The organism is Streptomyces monticola, from assembly GCF_042665355.1.
Classification (GTDB): domain Bacteria; phylum Actinomycetota; class Actinomycetes; order Streptomycetales; family Streptomycetaceae; genus Streptomyces; species Streptomyces monticola.
Genome location: NZ_JBHTCF010000001.1, coordinates 45,645 through 64,827 on the forward strand (window position 1 = coordinate 45,645; position 19,183 = coordinate 64,827).

16 protein-coding genes are annotated in these 19,183 nt (G+C 70.0%); 2 read left to right on the forward strand and 14 right to left on the reverse strand.

The features are described 5' to 3' along the window. Positions 1-161: 161 nt before the first annotated feature. The 8 genes from ACFQVC_RS00195 to ACFQVC_RS00230 all read right to left on the reverse strand — a co-directional run bounded on the left by ACFQVC_RS00195 (position 162) and on the right by ACFQVC_RS00230 (position 6,860). Positions 162-581: a rhodanese-like domain-containing protein gene (locus ACFQVC_RS00195; RefSeq protein ID WP_381825068.1), complete on the reverse strand. Its 420-nt coding sequence runs from the start codon at positions 579-581 to the stop codon at positions 162-164. After that, positions 578-1,135 (reverse strand): cupin domain-containing protein, encoded by a 558-nt coding sequence (locus ACFQVC_RS00200; protein WP_381825069.1) that lies wholly within the window; start codon positions 1,133-1,135, stop codon positions 578-580. The genes ACFQVC_RS00195 and ACFQVC_RS00200 overlap by 4 nt, the downstream gene beginning before the upstream one ends. Before the next feature lie 74 nt (positions 1,136-1,209). Further along, positions 1,210-1,296: a putative leader peptide gene (locus ACFQVC_RS00205; protein ID WP_381826998.1), complete on the reverse strand. Its 87-nt coding sequence runs from the start codon at positions 1,294-1,296 to the stop codon at positions 1,210-1,212. Between the two features lie 154 nt (positions 1,297-1,450). Continuing rightward, positions 1,451-3,151, reverse strand: coding sequence for an FAD-dependent monooxygenase (locus ACFQVC_RS00210; RefSeq protein ID WP_381825071.1), 1,701 nt, complete (start codon positions 3,149-3,151; stop codon positions 1,451-1,453). Between the two features lie 232 nt (positions 3,152-3,383). After that, positions 3,384-4,322: an amino acid ABC transporter permease gene (locus tag ACFQVC_RS00215; protein ID WP_381825073.1), complete on the reverse strand. Its 939-nt coding sequence runs from the start codon at positions 4,320-4,322 to the stop codon at positions 3,384-3,386. Then, positions 4,319-4,966 (reverse strand): amino acid ABC transporter permease, encoded by a 648-nt coding sequence (locus ACFQVC_RS00220; protein WP_381825075.1) that lies wholly within the window; start codon positions 4,964-4,966, stop codon positions 4,319-4,321. Before ACFQVC_RS00220 ends, ACFQVC_RS00215 begins: the two co-directional genes overlap by 4 nt. A gap of 121 nt (positions 4,967-5,087) precedes the next feature. Continuing rightward, the gene (locus ACFQVC_RS00225; RefSeq protein ID WP_381825077.1) at positions 5,088-6,008 is read right to left on the reverse strand and encodes a glutamate ABC transporter substrate-binding protein; all 921 of its coding nucleotides are present in this window, start codon (positions 6,006-6,008) and stop codon (positions 5,088-5,090) included. 75 nt (positions 6,009-6,083) lie between these two features. Then, positions 6,084-6,860, reverse strand: a complete 777-nt coding sequence (locus ACFQVC_RS00230; RefSeq protein WP_381825079.1) for an amino acid ABC transporter ATP-binding protein — start codon at positions 6,858-6,860, stop codon at positions 6,084-6,086. A gap of 300 nt (positions 6,861-7,160) precedes the next feature. Here ACFQVC_RS00230 and ACFQVC_RS00235 point away from each other — a divergent pair, with 300 nt between their 5' ends. Next, complete coding sequence (locus tag ACFQVC_RS00235) at positions 7,161-7,880, forward strand: response regulator transcription factor (protein WP_381825081.1); 720 nt, start codon at positions 7,161-7,163, stop codon at positions 7,878-7,880. A 9-nt stretch (positions 7,881-7,889) separates the two neighbouring features. Next, positions 7,890-9,299, forward strand: coding sequence for a sensor histidine kinase (locus ACFQVC_RS00240; RefSeq protein ID WP_381825083.1), 1,410 nt, complete (start codon positions 7,890-7,892; stop codon positions 9,297-9,299). Here ACFQVC_RS00240 and ACFQVC_RS00245 read toward each other — a convergent pair. The 6 genes from ACFQVC_RS00245 to ACFQVC_RS00270 all read right to left on the reverse strand — a co-directional run bounded on the left by ACFQVC_RS00245 (position 9,268) and on the right by ACFQVC_RS00270 (position 19,101). Further along, positions 9,268-12,312, reverse strand: coding sequence for an alpha-mannosidase (locus ACFQVC_RS00245; protein ID WP_381825085.1), 3,045 nt, complete (start codon positions 12,310-12,312; stop codon positions 9,268-9,270). The two genes, ACFQVC_RS00240 and ACFQVC_RS00245, sit on opposite strands and share 32 nt — an antisense overlap. Before the next feature lie 99 nt (positions 12,313-12,411). Beyond that, on the reverse strand, positions 12,412-14,460 hold the full coding sequence (locus ACFQVC_RS00250; RefSeq protein ID WP_381825087.1) for an endo-beta-N-acetylglucosaminidase: 2,049 nt from the start codon (positions 14,458-14,460) through the stop codon (positions 12,412-12,414). A 26-nt stretch (positions 14,461-14,486) separates the two neighbouring features. Then, positions 14,487-15,767, reverse strand: coding sequence for a glycoside hydrolase 5 family protein (locus ACFQVC_RS00255; protein ID WP_381825089.1), 1,281 nt, complete (start codon positions 15,765-15,767; stop codon positions 14,487-14,489). Between the two features lie 58 nt (positions 15,768-15,825). Beyond that, positions 15,826-16,752: a carbohydrate ABC transporter permease gene (locus tag ACFQVC_RS00260; protein ID WP_381825091.1), complete on the reverse strand. Its 927-nt coding sequence runs from the start codon at positions 16,750-16,752 to the stop codon at positions 15,826-15,828. Further along, positions 16,749-17,771 (reverse strand): carbohydrate ABC transporter permease, encoded by a 1,023-nt coding sequence (locus ACFQVC_RS00265; protein ID WP_381827000.1) that lies wholly within the window; start codon positions 17,769-17,771, stop codon positions 16,749-16,751. Before ACFQVC_RS00265 ends, ACFQVC_RS00260 begins: the two co-directional genes overlap by 4 nt. A 34-nt stretch (positions 17,772-17,805) precedes the next feature. Then, a complete protein-coding gene (locus tag ACFQVC_RS00270; protein ID WP_381825093.1) occupies positions 17,806-19,101 on the reverse strand; it encodes an ABC transporter substrate-binding protein in 1,296 nt (431 codons plus the stop codon). Positions 19,102-19,183 lie beyond the last annotated feature (82 nt).

The following is a 19,183-nucleotide window of genomic DNA, read 5'->3' on the forward strand; positions in this document are numbered from 1 at the left end:
CGGGCGCGGGGGGCTCGGCGCCGCAACTCCGGTACGGGGCCCATGAGGAGCAGGGGTCCGTCACCGTACGAGACGAGGGTCAAGGCCCCGTCACCGTATGGGCGTTGTGGCCCCGTGTCCCTATGAGACAAGGCCCCTCCCATGTTCCTGCGAGGCGGCGGTCAGGGGGGTGTGACCGGGAGGGCCGCGGTGCGCCAGGACTGGAAGCCGCCGATCAGGTCCGTGGCGCGGTGCAGGCCGAGTTGTTGCAGCGAGGCTGCGGCCAGGCTTGAGGCGTAGCCCTCATTGCAGATGATCACGATCCGCAGATCATGGCCGGTCGCCTCCGGGGCGCGGTGGTCGCCGAGCGGGTCGAGGCGCCACTCCAGTTCGTTGCGCTCCACCACGAGGGCGCCGGGGATCAGACCGTCGCGGTCGCGGAGTTCGGCATAGCGGATGTCGACGAGGAGTGCCTCGCCGGCCTGCGCGGCGTCGTATGCCTCCTGAGGGCCGATCCGGTCGAGGTGGGCCCTGACCCGCTCCAAGTGGGCGTCGATGGACAGGGGTTGGGGCGTCGCCGGTTCGTGGGTCGGGGTGCTCACTGCCAGTCCTCCGGCTGTTCGACCTGCTCGAGCCTGAGCAGTGCGTCCGTGCGGCTGAAGCGGCGGATCAGCGGCAGCGGCGGATAGTAGGCGTGGACGGAGACCGCGTGCTCGGTGGTGGACTCGTTGAGCACCTCGTGCACATGGTGGCGGCCGAAGGCGCGGCCGTGGCCGGCGGGCAGGGTGCGTTCGCGGTCGACGTCCTCGGCCAGTTCGAGGGTCTTCCAGCCCTCGCTCGGCAGCCGTACGGCGAGCGAGTTCTCCTTCAACTCGCCCGCGGCCGTGGTGAAGGCGCCGACCGACTCGGCGTGGTCGTGCCAGCCGGTGCCGGTGCCCGGCGGCCAGCCGATCAGCCAGGCCTCACTGCCGCCGGGGCCTTCGAGCCGTACCCACGTGCGGCCTTCGGGGTCGAGAGGGAGCGAGGACACGAGTTCGCTGTCGGCGGCGGTGCGGCGTACGAAGTCGAGGAGCTGCGCAGGCGTGGGCGCGGCGCCCGATACCGAGGCGGAGGCGGAAGGGGAAGCGGAGATGGAGGTGGCGCTGGGTGCGGACATGAGGGCCGTCCTGGAAGTCGCTGGAGTCGCGCGGGTACGCCGCGGGTGCGTAAGCGCGCAGGGGAAAGGCGAGTTCAACAGGAGGTGCGACAGACACAGCCCGCATAGCGGACCAGGTCCATATGGACCCTCCGCCACAGGTGCAGGCTGGTATCGCTCATGAGCCGGAGTAGAGCATGCCGCCCGGCGCGGGTCAATCGGTGTCCGGAGTGTGGGCGACGACTTCGTCAGGTTGTCTCGACGCCCACCGCGCCCACCGCGCCCACCGCGCCCACCGCGCCCGCCCAGCCGGTGCGGCCGTGCCGCCGGGCAGGCTCAGCCGCGTGCGGCCGCCTCGGTGCCTTCCGCACCCGCACCCGCATCCGCATCCGCGTCGCCTTCCCCGGCAGCCCCGGCGACTCCATCAGCCGCGGAATCCCCGTCGGCCCTCGCCCTCGCATCCGCCCCCGACTCCGCGCCCGGATCGCCGCCGCGTGCCGTGTCCGCCGCCGCGTACAGCTCAGCGGGCCGTACCCCGGAAAGGGCTGTGACCAGGTGGCCGTCGGGCCGGATGAGGAGGACCGTGTGGGCGGCGGCGCCCGGGTAGTTCTCGGCGACCAGGAGTTCACCGCGTACCGGAAGGGCGGTCACGGCGGCGGCAAGGCGGGGCATCACCCCGGCGGTCAGCCAGTGCCGTCGGTCCCAGACACCCGTGCCGGGCGCGACGAGCACGACGAGCAGACAGCCGCGGCCGAGCCGCTCACGCAGCCGTACCGACGTCCCGTCCGGGGCTGTCACCCGCACATCGGCGACCGGAGCGCCCGGCTCCGTGCCGACGACGGTCTCCGACTCCGTGGGCGCGGCGGCCGCGGGCGAGGCGGCGTAGGACGGAGGGGCGCCGAGCGGGCCGCGTCCCACATGGCCGTCGGTGAGCAGGGTGTCGTGGCCGCGCGCGCTGCCCGGCACATAGGCGCGCAGGCCACCGCCGCCCCGCAGTATCGGCAGTGCCTGGTCGGCGGCGCGCAGGCGGGCGGCGACGGCGCCGCGCCGCTCCGCCTGGTAGCTGTCGAGCAGCGCGGGAGACGCGCCGTGGTGCCAGCACTGGGCCAGCTTCCAGGCGAGGTTGCCGGCGTCGCGCAGGCCTTCGTCGACGCCCTGCGTGCCGAGTGCGCCGAGCAGATGGGCGGCGTCACCGGCGAGGAAGCAGTGCCGGGAGCGCCAGGTGCGGGCGAGCCGGTGGTGCACGGTGTGCACGCCGGTGTCGAGCAGCTCGTACGCGGGTGTGGTGCCCTCGCACCAGCCCGCGAGGGTGTCGCGGATCTTGGTCACCAGGGCGTCGGGGGTGACCAGTTCGCTGCGTGCGGGCAGCAGCCAGTCGAGGCGCCAGACGCCCTCGGGCAGGGGCCGCGCGGTGACTTCGGCGGCGGCGCCCGGCCAGGGCGGCATCCGGTGCAGGACCGCTTCGCCCGGCCAGGGGAGTTCGGTGCGCAGCGCGGCCACGGCGTGGCGTTCCACCGCGGTGCGCCCGGGGAAGCGGATGTCGAGCAGCTTGCGCACCGTGGAGCGCGGGCCGTCGCAGCCGACCAGGTAACTCCCGCGCCACCATGTGCCTTTGGGGCCCCGGGTGTGGGCCGTCACTCCGTCCGCGTCCTGCTCGATGGAGTCGAGGCGGCTGTCGGCGGAGAGTTTCACGAGCCGCTCGTCGTCGGCGGCCTCGCGCAGGGCGGCGGTCAGGGTGTGCTGGGCGAGGTGGACGGGGGGCGGGCTCACCTCGTCCACGGTGAAGGCGTGCCGCCGCATCTCCTGCTTGCGCCGGTAGGAGCGCCAGCCGGCCCAGCGCGCCTCGCTGAAGTCTCTGCCGGTGAGGCGTGCGACCAGGTCGGCGGTGTCCTCGCGGAGCACGGCCGTGCGCGCCAGGCGCTGTTCGTCCTTGCCGGGGCCTTCGTCAAGGACCACCGAGGGCACACCGGCGCGGGCGAGTGAAAGGGCGAGCGTGAGCCCGACGGGCCCCGCTCCGACGACGATCACCGGATCCACGGCGTGCGGCCTCCTGCCCGGTCGGCCGTGGTGGCCGCAGTGGCCGTGTCGGCCGTAGTGGCCGCGGTGGCCGTGGTGCTGACCTTCGTACAGGTCCTTGAAAATGGGGCAGTTGGAGCGGGGTGCACGATCACAGAACGTATGCAACCCATTGCCGGTGCTTGCGTCAAGTGACGGAGGCAGCGGCATGACGCCGCTGCCTCCGTAGGTGTCGCTCGGGTCCGACTGTCCGTCAGTTCCCGGTGGTGGGCGGGTCCTCGGGGGCCGTCGTCTCACCGCGGGGGTCGAGCGCGACGATCGTGGTGCCCTTGCCCTGTGCGGCCTCGGAAGCGACCGGTTCCATCGCCTTGGCCGTCTTGATACCGGTCTTCGCGCGCCGGCCCCGCTTCTCGAGCCAGGTGGCGATCCACGACAGGACCATGCAGAGCGCGATGTAGATGGCGCCGAAGACGGCCACCGTCTGGACGAACGGGTAGACGCCGTTGACCGGGGTGTTGTTGGCGATCAGACGGGCCGAGTGCAGCAGCTCCGGGTAGAGGATCATAAAGCCGAGCGAGGTGTCCTTCAGGGTCACCACGAGCTGGCTGATGATCGTCGGCAGCATCGACCGGATCGCCTGCGGGAACAGCACCGTCGACATGACCTGGGTCTTGCGCAGGCCGAGCGCGTACGCCGCTTCCTTCTGGCCCTTGGGCACGGCGTTGATGCCGGCGCGCAGCACCTCGGCCTGGACACAGCCGTTGTAGATCGTCAGGCCCAGGACCAGTGCCCAGAAGGGCGTCATGGAGCCGAGCAGGCCGACCCACAGGGCGAAGATCGTGATGAGCAGCGGGATCGACCGGAACAGGTCGATGAAGGCCACCGCGAGCCAGCGCACCGGCTTGTGCTCGGAGAGCCGGGCCACACACAGGACCACGGCGAAGGCGAGCGAGAAGACACCGGCGAGCGCGAACACCTTCAGGGTGGCGAGCAGGGCGTCGAGGATGTTCTGCCGGATGCCCGAGTAGTTGAAGATGTCCCACAGGGCGGCGTCGAACTCGCCCTTCTCGTTGAGGCGCAGGATCACCCAGACGATGCCGCCGATGACGGCCGCGGTGCCGACGACGGTGTAGATGATGTTGCGGACCCGGGCCTTGGGGCCGGGGGCGTCGAAGAGAACGCTCGCGCTCATCGGGCGACCTCCAGGCGGTGCTCCAACAGCCGGAACAGACCGTTGATGGCGTACGTGATGATCAGATACGCGAGGGTGATCCAGACGAAGATGACCGCGATGTCATAGCCGTCGTTGCTCAGCGTCTTGGAGACGTTGAACAGGTCGACGTTGTTGAACGCGCCCGCGATCGCGGTGTTCTTCGTCAGGGCGATGAAGATGCTCGACAGCGGCGGCACCACGGTGCGGGTGGCCTGCGGCAGCACGATCACGCCCATGGTCTGCGTGAACGTCATACCGATCGAGCGGGCGGCCTCGGCCTGGCCGAGGGGCACGGTGTTGATGCCCGAGCGCACCGCTTCGGCCACGAACGCCGAGGTGTAGAAACCACAGGCGGCGACGGCGAGCAGGAACGAGTCGAGGTCCGGGAAGAGGACCTTGGGAACGATGAAGAAGGCCACCAGGAACAGCAGCGTCAGCGGGGTGTTCCGCAGCAGCGTGACCCAGAGGGTGCCGAATATCCGCAGCGGCGGCACGGGGGAGACCCGGAACCCGGCGATGATGACACCGAGCACCATCGCCACCAGGGCGCTGGCCCCGGTCAGTTCGAGGGTCCCGATGAACCCCTCGCGGAACAGCGACAGGTTGTCGAGCAATACGTTCATGAATTCTCCGCGAGGGGTTCGCGACGGTCGCAGGTCTTCGCGACGGTGGGTCCGGAAGCGAGGCGCACAGGGAGCGCCCCGCCCCGCGCGGCTTCAGTGCGGCGGAGCGGGGCGCCAGGGCTTACTTCGGGTCGGTGAAGGCCGGCGGGTCCTGGTAGTCGGAGCCGGACTTGCCGAGGGTGGCCTCGTAGGCCTTCTTGTAGTCGCCGTTGTCCTGGTGCGCCTTGATGGCGTCCGCGACGGCCTTCTGCAGGCCCGCGTCACCCTTCTTCATGCCGACGCCGTAGGGCTCGTCCGAGAAGGGCTCGCCGACGACCTTGAGCTTGCCCTCGTTCTGCGCGGCGTAGCCCATCAGGATCGCGTCGTCGGTGGTGACGGCGTCGACCTGGTTGTTCAGGAGCTGGGCCACGCACTCCGAGTACTTGGACAGCTCGCTGACCTTGGCGCCGTACTTCGGCTTCTTGATGTTCTGCAGCGGCGTGGAGCCGACGATGGAGCAGACCTTCTTGTCACGGACGGTCTCCGGGCCCTTGATGTCCTTCTCGTCCTTGCGGACCAGGAGGGAGGCACCGGCGTGGAAGTACGGGCCCGCGAAGTCGATCTGCTTCTTGCGCTCGTCGTTCATCGTGTAGGTGCCGATCATCAGGTCGACATCGCCCTTGGAGACCGCGGTCTCGCGGGCGCCGGAGTCGACCGTCTTCCACTCGATCTGCTTCGGCGAGAAGCCGAGATCGGCGGCGATCATCTTGGCGATCTCGATGTCGAAGCCGGAGTACTCCTTGGTGGACTGGTCCTGGAAGCCCAGGAACGGCTGGTCCGCCTTGGCGCCGATGACGATCTTGCCGCGCTTCTTGGCCGCCTCGAAGACCGGCGAGTCGACCTTGGCGTCCTTCTTGACGTCATAGCTGAGGGCCTTGGTGCCGGAGGTGTCCGGGCCCTTCTGCTTGTCGCCGGCGGAGCCCTCCTTGCCGCCACACGCGGTGGCGGTCAGCGCGAGCGCGGCGACAACTGCCGCTGTGGCGGCGGACTTGCGGAGCTTCATCGTGAACATCCTTTGTGTCGGCAGGTGCTGAGTAGACGCGGGGGACGTGGCGGGACGTCGGTGACGTCCCGGACGTCAGTGGTGCAGGATCTTCGACAGGAAGTCCTTGGCCCGGTCGCTGCGCGGGTTGCTGAAGAACTCGTCGGGGGTCGCCTCTTCGACGATCCGGCCGTCGGCCATGAAGACCACGCGGTTGGCGGCGGAGCGGGCGAAGCCCATCTCGTGGGTGACCACGACCATCGTCATGCCGTCCCGGGCGAGCTGCTGCATCACCTCGAGCACCTCGTTGATCATCTCCGGGTCGAGCGCGGAGGTCGGCTCGTCGAAGAGCATGACCTTCGGGTCCATCGCCAGGGCGCGGGCGATGGCGACGCGCTGCTGCTGGCCGCCGGAGAGCTGCGCCGGGTACTTGTCGGCCTGGACGCCGACGCCGACGCGGTCGAGCAGGGCCCGCGCCTTCTCCTCGGCCGCCTTCTTGTCGGTCTTGCGAACCTTGACCTGTCCCAGCATCACGTTCTCGAGCACCGTCTTGTGCGCGAAGAGGTTGAAGGACTGGAAGACCATGCCGACGTCGGCGCGCAGCCTGGCCAGTTCCTTGCCCTCCTGGGGGAGCGGCTTGCCGTCGATGGTGATCGTCCCGGACTCGACGGTCTCCAGGCGGTTGATGGCGCGGCACAGCGTCGACTTGCCGGAGCCGGACGGCCCGATGACAACGACGACCTCGCCGCGGGCGATGGTCATGTCGATGTCCTGGAGCACATGCAACGCGCCGAAGTGCTTGTTGACGTTCTTCAGCGCGACCAGTTCGTCCGCCGCGGGCACGGCGTCCTTGGTCACTGATACTTCGGCCATGGGGGTCCTTGCTCCATCCTCCTCGGTTGGGAGGACAGTAATAACGCGGTACGACCAGCGTCATTACATCTGAGGGGAAATTGAGCATAACGATCCGGCCGCAACCGGACACTCCGCGTGAAGGGGACGCACAGGCTGCGTACCGGCTGCATAACGGAACACGGACGTAACCAGATCGCTCTTGACGCCGTCCTTATCCATCAGCGTGACTGCCTTGGTGCGCTTCGCGTGCGCGCGCAGGATGTGCGCGCACAGGGTGCCCGCGGCGACCGAACGACCGATGAACCGAAGGGGGCCGGAATGAGACTGCTGCTCGTCGAGGACGACGACCATGTGGCTGCCGCGCTCTCCGCGGTCCTGGCCCGCCATGGCTTCGAGGTCGTGCATGCGCGCAGCGGCGAAGAGGCCCTGCAGGCGCTGCTCCCGCCGGACGAGAACGATCCTGATAAATCCGGCAAGTCAGGTTTCGGGGTGGTGCTGTTGGACCTCGGTCTGCCCGACCAGGACGGCTATGAGGTCTGCGGCAAGATCCGTAAGCGCACGGCCACCCCCGTGATCATGGTGACGGCCCGTGCCGACGTACGCAGCCGCATACACGGCCTCAATCTGGGCGCCGACGACTACGTCGTAAAGCCCTATGACACAGGGGAGTTGCTCGCCCGGATCCACGCCGTCAGCCGCCGCACCGCCGCCGACGACTCCACCGCGGGCATCGAGACCTCGCTCAAGCTCGGGGCCGTGCAGATCGAACTGCCCACCCGGCAGGTCAGCGTCGAGGGCCAGAGCGTCCAGCTGACCCGCAAGGAGTTCGATCTGCTCGCCCTGCTCGCCCAGCGGCCCGGCGTCGTCTTCCGCCGGGAACAGATCATCAGCGAGGTCTGGCGCACCAGCTGGGAGGGGACCGGACGGACCCTCGAGGTGCATGTCGCCTCACTCCGCTCCAAACTGCGGATGCCGGCGCTCATCGAAACCGTGCGCGGCGTCGGCTACCGGCTCGTCGCGCCCCCCGCCCAGGGGTAGGGCACCCGCGTGCGCACTCGACTGCTCCCGCTGCTCATCGTCCTCATGGCGGGTGTGCTGCTCGCGCTCGGCTTCCCGCTCGCGGTGAGCCTGGCCGCGGCCCAGCAGCAGAAGGTCGTCATCGACCGGATCGATGACACCGCCCGGTTCGCCGGACTCGCCCAGTTCGTCACCAAGCGGCCGTCAGCCGGATCGCGGCACGTGCAGCAGGACGAACGGCTCGTCACCCTGGAGAAGCAGCTGATCCGCTACCACGACGTGTACGGCGTCAGGGCGGGCGTCTTCTACCGGGACCGCGATGTCATGGCCAGCACCAGCGACTTCGGGGTGCCGGACCGCGGTGAGGGCGACGAGGCCTTCCGTGAGGCGCTCGCCGGGCGTGGCAGCCACGACCCCAAGCAGGTCTGGCCCTGGCAGGACCGGCGCCTGTACGTGGCGTCCTCCGTCATCCGCGACGGCGATGTCATCGCGGTCGTGGTCACCGAGTCGCCCACCGGCAAGATGCGTTCCGAGACGCTGCACGGCTGGCTGCTCATCGGCGCGGGCGAGTTCGCGGCGATGCTCCTCGCCATCGGGGCGGCGCTGCGGCTCACCGGCTGGGTGCTGCGGCCGGTGCGGGTGCTCGACGCCACGACGCACGACATCGCCACGGGACGCCTCAAGTCGCGGGTCGCGGCGGCCGGCGGTCCGCCCGAACTGCGGCGCCTCGCGCGGTCGTTCAACGAAATGGCCGACAACGTCGAGGATGTCCTGGAGCAGCAGCGCGCGTTCGTCGCCGATGCCTCGCACCAGCTGCGCAACCCTCTGTCCGCGCTGCTGCTGCGGATCGAGCTGCTCGCCCTGGAGCTGCCGGACGGCAACGAGGAGATCGCGTCCGTGCGTACGGAGGGCAAGCGGCTCGCCCAGGTCCTCGACGACCTCCTCGATCTCGCCCTCGCCGAGCACGCCCCCGCCGATCTTCAGCTCACCGATATCGGCGAACTCACGGCCGAACGCGTCGACGCCTGGAGGCCGTTGGCCGACGACCGTGGGGTGCGGCTCTCGTGCGAGGGTCTGTCGGCGGCCACCGCCTGGGCCGATCCGGTCGCCCTGTCCAGCGCCCTCGACGCCGTGATCGACAACGCGCTGAAGTTCACGCCCGCCGAGGAAGCCGTGACGGTGACCGTCGCGTCCATCGGGGACAGAGCGACGATCACCGTGGCCGACGGCGGTCCGGGGCTCGCGGAGGAGGAGCTGGAGCGGGTCGGTGACCGGTTCTGGCGCAGCAGCCGGCACCAGAACGTGAAGGGCTCCGGGCTCGGGCTCTCGATCACACGCGCCCTGCTGGCGGCGGGGGGCGGGTCGATCGCGTACGCGCCGAACGCTCCGCACGGGCTGCGGGTGACGGTTACGGTGCCTCGGACGGCGAGTACGGGCTGATCCGGAAGCGCAGCGTCAGCAGCTCGAACGGGCGCAGCGACACAGGGACCTCGCCGTCCCGCAGTGCGTACTGCGGCGCCTCGGCCAAAGAGCGTTCCAGCAGATCCGTCGCCCACACCGAAGCCGCGGGGAAGCCGGGCCGCAGCACGGTCCTCGCCCGGCCGCCGGCCGCCTCGTAGAGACGTACGACCACGTCACCGGAGCCGTCGTCGGCCAGCTTGACCGCGCTGATGACGACCTCGTCGCGGTCCACGGACGCCAGCGGGGCCACCGTGCCGGAGCCCGGAAGGCGGCGTTCCGGGAGGTTGATGCGGTAGCCCTCGCGCACCGCGTCGGTCACGGTCGCGCCGGGCACGAGGGCGTGCCGGAAGCGGTGGACGCCCTGGTCGGTCTCCGGGTCGGGGAAGCGCGGGGCGCGAAGGAGTGAGAGGCGGACCGTGGTGGTCGTGCCGGCGTCCGCGGGCCGCACCGTGCGCGTCACGTCATGGCCGTACGTCGAGTCGTTGACCAGGGCCACGCCCCAGCCCGGCTCCTCCAGGTGCACGAAGCGGTGGTTGCAGGCCTCGAACTTGGCGGCCTCCCATGAGGTGTTGGTGTGGGTGGGCCGGTAGAGGTGGCCGAACTGGGTCTCCGCGGCGTACCGGTCGGTGTGGAGGTCGAGGGGGAACGCCGCCTTGAGGAACTTCTCCGTCTCGTGCCAGTCCACCTCGGTGGCGATGTCCAGGCGCTTCGCGTCCGCCGGCAGGCTCAGGGTCTGGGTGACCCGGCTGTCGCCGAAGCTGCGGACCACGGTGACGGCGGTGCCGTCCAGGGTCAGCGCGTCGAGATCCGTCAGATCCGTGACCACGTTGCGGTAGAACTCGTCGACGTCCCAGGCGTCCCACATGTTGGGGAAGTCCGGGTGGATCTGCAGGAGGTTGGCCGCCGCACCCGGGGCGAGGGTCTCGCGGTCCGCCTCGATGTCGTACGCCGACACCACGAGGCCGCGCGCGTCGATCTCCACCCGCAGCAGGCCGTTGTCGAGGATATGGCCGCCGTCCGGGCGTGGGCCCACGGTCACCTGCGCGGACGTGGCACACGGGCCTGCCGCGCCCGCCGCGACGCCACCGCGCGGGTGCGCCGCCGCGTTGAAGAGCAGCTCACCGTCACCCGGCCCTGCCGGACCCGCCAGGGCGCGCTGGGCCGCCGTGATGATGCCGGTCAGCTCCTGCGCGACGGCCGCGTAGGTCTTCTCCGCCTCCCGGTGCACCCAGGCGATGGAGGAGCCGGGCAGGATGTCGTGGAACTGGTGCAGGAGGACCGTCTTCCACAACCGGTCCAACTCCTCGTAGGGGTAGGGGAATCCGGTGCGCACGGCCGCCGTCGCCGCCCACAGCTCGGCCTCGCGCAGCAGATGCTCGCTGCGGCGGTTGCCCTGCTTGGTCCTGGCCTGGCTGGTGAGGGTGGCACGGTGCAGTTCGAGGTAGAGCTCGCCGACCCAGACCGGCGGCTGCGGGTTCTCCGCCTCGGCCTTCGCGAAGAACGCGGCCGGTGGCTCCCACGTGACCGTCGCCGAGCCCTCGAGGGAGCGCATCCGGCGGGCCTTGGCGATCATCTCCCGGGTCGTGCCGCCGCCGCCGTCGCCCCAGCCCGTCGGCGCGAGGGAGTGCCTGGCCACGCCCTTGTCCTTGAAGTTCCGGGCCGCGTGGGCGATTTCGCGGCCCGCCATGGAGCAGTTGTAGGTGTCGACCGGCGGGAAGTGCGTGAAGATCCGGGTGCCGTCGATGCCCTCCCACTGGAAGGTGTGGTGCGGGAACTTGTTGATCTGCGACCAGGAGATCTTCTGGGTGAGCAGCCACTTGGAGCCCGCCGCCTTGATGATCTGCGGCAGACCGGCGGCGAAGCCGAAGGTGTCCGGCAGCCAGGCCTCGTCGTTGTCGACGCCGAACTCCTCGATGAAGAACCGCTTTCCGTGCACGAACTGGCGGGCCATGGCCTCCGAGCCCGGCATGTTCGTGTCCGACTCGACCCACATGCCGCCCGCGGGCACGAAACGCCCCTCCGCGACGGCCTTCTTGACCTTCGCGTAGACCTCCGGGCGGTGCTCCTTGATCCAGGCGAACTGCTGGGCCTGGGACATGGCGAAGACGAACTCCTCCTCGTCCTCTAGGAGGCTCGTCATGTTCGATGTCGTACGGGCGACCTTGCGCACCGTCTCGCGCAGCGGCCACAGCCACGCCGAGTCGATGTGCGCGTGCCCGACGGCGCTGATGCGATGCGCGGACGCGTCGGCGGGGGCCCGCAGCACCTCGGTGAGCTGTGCGCGGGCCGCGGCCGCCGTGCCGCCCACGTCCTGCAGGTCGACGGCGTCCAGACAGCGCCCGACCGCCCGCAGCAGGTCCCAGCGCCGCCCGCCCTCGACCGGCAGTTCGTGCATCAGCTCGCCCACGACCTCCAGGTCCTGGATCAGCTCCCACACCGTGCTGTCGAAGACCGCGAGATCCATCCGGGCCAGGACGTACTGCGGCTTGTCGCCCGCGGTCTCCTTGTCTCCGAGCTGCGTGGGCCGGAAGGGGTGGTAGTCCAGGATCACCGGATTGGACGCGGCCTCGATGTGCAGCTCGATCCGCTCGCCGCCCACCGCGGGTGAGCCGATGCGCACCCACTGGTTGCGGGGGTTGAGGCCCTTCACCGGGGTGCCGTCGCTCTCGTAGACCAGGCCCTCGCACTGGAAGCCGGGCATGTTCTCGTCGAAGCCCAGGTCGAGGACGGCCTCCACGGTCTTCCCGGCCCACGCGGCGGGCACCTCGCCGGTGACCTTGAACCAGGTCGTCGCCCAGGGAGCCCCCCATGCCGAGCCGGCCTCCACCGGCTCGTGCGCGGCGGCCAGACCTTCGGCCACGGGCACCGGTTCGCCGGGCGCGACCCAGGCCCCGACCGTCAGCGGCACCGACTCGGGGTACACGGCGGGTCGGATGCGCTCGTCGAGCACACGCTTGAGGCGGGCCTCGACGAGGGCGCGGTCGTCATGCATGAGGGGTCTCCGTAACTGGGTTCAACTGGGTTCAACTAGGGGTGTGTTCAGCCGACAGCCAGGTTCCACCAGGGGTGCGGTCAGCGGCGTCGCCTGGGATCACCAGGGGTGTTGCACAGTGAGTGGAGCGGATACGGCAAAGCTCTCACCGACCGCCCTCAGCTCGAACGTCACGGTGTTCTCGCCCTGTTCGCGGGCCAGGCCCTTGACGTAGGCGGCCTGCGCGCAGGTACCGGCGAGGAAACGGCGGCCGCCGCCGGGCAGGACGCGGTACACCTCGTAGTGGCGCACCACACCGGTCGCGGCCTTCCAGGACAGCCGGAACTCCCCGTCCCCGGAGGCCTTGTCGACCTTGAGGCCGCTCGGCGCCGCGACCTGTTCGGCCGTGTCCTCGACGGTCAGCGCGCCCAGGCGCCACTTGACCGCTCCGGAGCCGCCGAGGCGTACCGCGAGGCCGTGGATCGTGCCCGTGCCGAGCGAGGAGAGACGGACGGCCGCCTCGGACCAGTCACCGGCCTTGAGCGTCCCCGCGGGCAGGAAGTCGTACGCCAGCGGATCGCCCGGCCTGTCCGGCTCGCGCAGGGCCACGCCGAGCTCGACAGTCACCGCACCGGACTCGACGCGCTGGGCGAGTTCCACGGTCGTCGCGGCGGTCAACGGCAGCCGGGTGGCGTGCAGTTCGACCGTGGTGGGCGCGTCGAGGGTGCCGTCCACCAGGAGGCTGGAGCCGCCGCGCCAGGCGTCCGCGAAGTCGAGTGTGACGGCGGGCCGCCGGCCGGTGGTGCGCACCACCCAGCGGCGCCCGGGCAGCCGGTCCTGCAGGCCGAGCTGGTTCCAGGCCGCGTCCGAGCGGACCACGCCGCCGTCGTACCACTTCAGGCCGTGCCCGGTGTTGAAGGAGCAGGCGAACGGCAGCGCGGTGACGGTCGAGCGGTCGGCGACCACGGCGGCCGGGGCGCGCCAACTGCCGCCCGGCTCGGCCGGATCGCGTGACTCACCGGTCCAGAACCGGTCGTCGGCGGCGTGGAACTGGCCGGGCGTGCGGCCGTCGGGCAGCTGGTTGCGGGTCCACTCGGGGCGGTAGAAGCCGTACGACACCACGTGCTCGCCGCCCGAACCGAGGATCGCGTCCCAGTCGACGGAGGTGTTCCAGCCGTTCGACTCGACGTCGATGCCGGCCCACAGCTCGTAGCGGTCGCGGCCGAGATCCTGGGCGAGTTTCGCGGAGGAGGCGAGCTTCGTGGTGTTCCAGTTGAAGTTGACGAACATCGTGTCGGACGCGGTGAAGAAGTCCTGGTTCCGTTCGTTCAGCTCGTCCTGCCAGTCGACGGAGCCGGCCGTGGTCATGGAGTCGTACCAGGTGATCCGCAGGCCGTGCGGCTCGCCCAGACGCTTCAACTCCCGTACGAAGGCGAGCATCTGGGCCCCGAGAGCCGCGTCACCGCCGCCGGTCTCGGCATTGAGGAACCAGCCGTCGAAGCCGTAATCGACGGCGACCCGCACCAGCTTCTCGGCGATCGGGAAGCGGCCGTCCGCGCCCTTCTGCACGAGGTCGCGGGTCCACCGCAGCTGTCCGCCGTACGCGATGGGCGGCAGGAAGACATTGCCGAGCACCGGCACGCCGTTGCGGTGGGCGGCGTCGACGACCGGGGCGTTGGGGGCGAGCACGATGCCCTCGCCGGACGAGCCGCCCCAGAAGACCAGTTCGTCGATGTACGCCCAGTGCGTCAGGGCGTAGTAGTCGGCGTTCGCGGCGCCCTGCGCGGGGTTGCCCGCGGTCGGGGCGAAGGAGACGAGCGAGGAGATACGGGCCTGGTCCGCGCGTGCGGTGGCGTTGACCGGTACGGGTGTGAAGCGGGGCGCGAGCGGCACGGTCGAGCGGTTGAACGCCAGGTCGGCGTCGCCCTCGGGCGTCCACTGCTTGAGCGAGCGCCAGGTGATGCCCTCGCCGGGCGTGCCTGAGGGCAGGGAGTCGGGGAACCAGTAGGAGGCGTACGGCTGCAGGGTGCCCGCGGCACGCTTCTTGGGGGCGGCCCCGGCGGCCCCGGTGGCCGGTGCGGCCTGCGCCGTGGCAGGGGCGAGCAGGGCCGCGGCGGCCGCGGCACCGGAGACGACGACGGTGCGGCGCGTGGGAGGTGTACGGGTCATGACGGATGAGCTCCTTAACGGGGGAGTCAGTCGACCTCTTCGGGGGTGACCGTCGCGGTGATGCCGCGGGCGGCCAGATGTGCCGTGTCGTGCGCGTGCTCCGCCAGGACCACCGCGGGGCGGGCGCCCTGCGCGGCGAGGGCGGTCCAGGCCTCGAAGAATGTGCCGCCGGGTGCGCATGCCGAGCGGTTCGTGGCGGTCACCGGATCGCTGTCCAGAACCAGGGCCGTGGTGCGCGGCGCGGGGGCGTACGCGCGGCCCCGCCAGTGCGCCACGAGCCGGGCGATGGCCTTCCCCGCGGGCTTGATGGCACGGTCGGTCGTCAACAGGCCCAGGCTGTACTCGAGTTCGGGGAAGTCGGCGAGGTCGCGGGAGACGTCGTGCGAGCACCACCAGGTGACGCCCCACACGTCCGTGCAGTCCAGAGCGTTCTCGACGGTCGCCTCGGTGAAGTGCGCGGCGTGCTCGGCGGGGATGTGCGGCGCGGGGGCGCCCACCTCCTGCAGCCAGACCGGGCGGTGCGGGTCCGTGTGCCAGGCCTTCGCGAGTTCGATCATGTACGCGGCGTGCTGCTCGGTCGCGGTGCCCGTGCGGCCGTGCCGCTGCGCGGTGCCGTTGAACACCCAGGAGTGCACGGCCGTCGCGGCGCCGAGACGGGCGGCCTGTGCGGGCGTGAAGGGGTGCTCGTCCTGGTACCAGGCGGCGTCGTACTCGGCGTGCAGATGGAACTTCCCGGGCGCGCCCGCCTCGCAGGCCGCGAGCATCCGCTCCAGCCAACTTGCCGCCTGACCGGGGGAGATGCGGTCCGGGTCGGGGTGCGGGCCGTCGGAGAACTGGTTGATCTCGTTGCCGATGGTCATGCCGAGGAAGTTCGGCCGCCCTGCGAGCGCCGCGGCGAGGGTGCGCAGATACTCCTCCTGGCCCGCGACCACGTCCGGGTCGGTGAAGAGGTTGCGGCGGTGCCAGGTCTGCGTCCAGGCGGGCAGGAAGTCGAAGCTCGACAGATGGCCCTGGAGCCCGTCCACGTTGACGTCGAGCCCGCGCTCGGCGGCCGCGTCGGCGAGCTCCACCAGCTGCTCGACGGCCCGCGGCCTGATCAGGGTGCGGTTGGGCTGGAACAGCGGCCACAGCGGGAACACCCGGATGTGGTCGAGGCCGAGCTGTGCGAGGGAGTCGAGATCGGCGCGTACGGCGTCCAGGTCGAAGTCGAGCCAGTGGTGGAACCACCCTTGTGTGGGCGTGTAGTTGGCGCCGAATCGCGGGGCGTGCCGAGTGGGGGAGACGTGGGGGGTGGTGCTTTCAGGCATGCGTGTCCTAGGGCAGGGCAGGGCAGGGCGGGTGCAGGGGTGGGGCGGGGCGGCGGGCTCAGCCCTTGACGGCGCCCTCGCCGACCCCGCGGAAGAAGTAGCGCTGCAGGCAGGCGAACATCACGATCAGCGGCAGGACGGCGATGATGGTGCCGGCCGCCACCAGGCGCTGGTTGTTCGCGAAGGTGCCGTGCAGGTAGTTGAGGCCGACGGTGAGGGTGAAGTTGGACTGGTCGCTCAGCACGATCAGCGGCCACAGGAAGTCGTCCCAGGCGCCCATGAACGCGAAGATCGCGACGACGGCGAGGGTGCCCTTCACCGAAGGCAGCGCGATCCGGGTGAACCGCTGCCAGGCGTTGGCTCCGTCGACGTAGGCGGCCTCTTCGACCTCGTACGGCAGATTGGAGAACGCGTTCCGCATCAGCAGTACGTTCATGGCGCCGATGCAGGCGGGCAGCAGCACACCGACCAGGGTGTTGTTGAGCTGCAGCTCACGCATGGTCATGAACTGGGCGATGATGATCGACTCGACGGGCACCAGCATCGCCATCACGAAGACGACGAGGGCCGCCTTGCGGCCACGGAAGCGCAGCCGGGCCAGGGCATAGCCGGCGAGCGCGGCGCCCGCACAGTTCGTGAGGACGTTGGCGGCGGCGACCTTCAGGGAGTTCAGGGCGAAGTCCCAGACGGGAATGAGGTCGGCGACCTTGGCGTAGTTGTCGAGCGTCGGATCCGATGGGAGCAGCTTCGGCGGATAGCTGTAGATGTCCTCGGCGGGACCCTTCAGCGAGGTGGACAGCTGCCACAGGAACGGGCCGACGGTCAGCGCGAAGACCCCGAGCAGCAGGGCGTAGCGCAGCACCAGCTGCCATACGGGCATACGGCGGCCGCTGCCCTGCCTGTCGGCGAGCCGCTCGCGGCGGCGCTCTTCGCGGCGGCGCTTGTCATGGGGTTCCGGGCGGCGCGTGGCCGTGAGCGTGCTCATCGGTCCTCCTTACGGTCGGCGCGCAGCACCAGGAGCATCAGGCCGAGCGTGATCACGAAGACCACGACGGAGATCGCCGAGGCATAGCCGACACGGCCGTTGAGACCGGTGCCGACCTGCTGGACGAGCAGCACAAGCGTGGTGTCCTCGCCGCCGGGACCGCCCGTGGGGCCCGCCATCAGATACACCTCGGAGAAGACCTTGAAGGCGTTGACCGAGGAGAGCGCGGCGACCAGGACCATCGTCGAGCGCATCGCCGGGACGGTGACGGTGAAGAAGCGGCGCACCGCGCCCGCGCCGTCCACCGCGCAGGCCTCGTGCAGCTCCCGCGGCACATTCGTCAGCGTCGCCAGATAAATGATCATGTAGTAGCCGAGGCCCTTCCAGACCGTCACCAGCATCGCGCTGATCAGCAGCAGCCACTGGTCGCTGAGGAAGGAGACCTTGCCGAAACCGACCGCCCCGAGCACGGAGTTGATCAGCCCGCGGTCGTCCAGCAGCCACACCCAGATCAGCCCGACGACCACGACCGAGGCGACCACGGGCGTGTAGAAGGCCGAGCGGAAGAACGTGATCCCGGGGATGTGCCGCTGCACCAGCAGGGCGAGCAGCAGCGGCAGGATCACCAGGAGCGGCACGGCCCCGATGACGTACAGGACGCTGTTGCGCAGGCCCGTCCAGAACATGTCGTCCTGGATCAGCTCCTGGTAGTTGGCCCCGCCCACGGGTGCGCCGTCGGTCAGCGTCCGCTTGTCGGTGAAGGAGTTGAGCACCGTCGAGACGAACGGATAGAGGCTGAAGCCGCCGACGACGAGGAGACCGGGGGCGAGGAACAGCCAGGGGCTGGACGGCAGATGGGTACGGATGGCGCGGCGCCGTCCTGACGGCCGGCCGGCGGCGGGGGCGGCAGGAACGCGTCCGGTTCCGGTGGTTCCGGTGGTCCCCGAGGCCCCGGAGGTCCCGTTGGCCTTTCCGGCGCCGGTCCTCGTGGCCCTCCCGCCGCCGCGGCCCTTCGTCATGGCAGTCATGTGCTGTGCGTCCCGTCCCGCCGTCTCAGCCCGTGGTCTTGAGGAGGCGGTCGCACTCCGCCACGGCGTCGTCGAGGGCCTGCTTCGGGCTCTTCTTGCCCTGCATGGCCTTGGCGACCTCATTGCGCAGGGCGGTCTTCATCTGCTCGCTGAAGAGGACCGGGGTGTAATTGACCGCGGTCTTCAGGGACTTGGCGGCCGCGACCCGCACCCGTGTCTCGTCCTTGCCGTCGTCCTCGGTGAAGTACGGGTCGTCCAGGCTGCCCTTGGTGGAGGGGAACACGGCCACCTCGTGCGCGAAGTCCATCTGGTTCTTCGCGTTGGTCACGAAGTGGGCGAAGGCGACGGCGGCCGGTTTGACCTCGCTCTGCCTGTTCACCATCAGACCCTGGACGTACATGTTGTCCTTGCCGGTGTTGTTCACGGCGGGCGTGATGCCGAGGTTCTTGTAGAGGCTCGGTGCCTCCGCCCTGAATGTCTCCAGGTCATGGGCGCTGCCCGGGTTCATGGCGATGGACTGCTGCTGGAACTTGCGGCCCGCGGCCTCCGCCTTGTTGGTGAGGGCCTGCGAGTCGAGCGCCCCCGCGTCGTACAACTCCTTGTATTTCTTGAGGAGTTCCACGCCCTCGGGCTCGTTGAAGGTGAACTTCGTGCCCTTCGCGTCCATGAGCCGTGCGCCGTAGCGGCCGAAGTCCTCGATGGCGGGCGCGTTGGCGAGCATGGCGATCCTGCCGTCGCTCTTCTCGGCCATGTCACCGGCGTCCTTGAAGAGCTGGTCGTACGTCGTCGGCGGCTTCTCGGGGTCGAGGCCCGCGTCCTTGAAGAGCTTCTTGTTGTAGAACATCGGGCCGGTGTTCAGATACCACGGGAAGGCGTAGGTGCCCTCAAGTCCCGGCATCCGGTGGCTCTTCCAGGCGCCGTCGAGATACTCGTCCCTGTACTTCGCCGCCGCCTTGTCCAGGTCGAGGGCCAGGCCCGCCTTGGCCAGGGGGTGGGCGAGGTCGGGGGAGACGTTCACGACGTCGGGCAGGGTGCCGCCGGCGGCGTCGGCGCTGAGTTTGTCCGCGTAGCCCTCGGCGGGCTGGTCGATCCACTCGACCTTCGTGCCCGGGTACTTCTTCTCGAAGTCCGCGATGACGCCCTCGAAGTAGTCCCTGAACTCGGTCCGCAGATTCCAGGTCTGGAACTTGACGGTGCCCTCCACCTTCCCCGCGGCGCTGTCGGAGCCGTCCGAACCCCCCGACGAGCCACAGGCCGTCATGACGAGTGCTGAGGTCACGGCCACCGCGGTGGCCGTGGCTGTGCGGCGGGATATGCGCATGTCTTGCGGCTCCTCTGCTCGGACCTGCTGGGACCTGTTCGGACCTCCAGTCGCGCACCGAAGTTCTACTAATGCGGTTTAG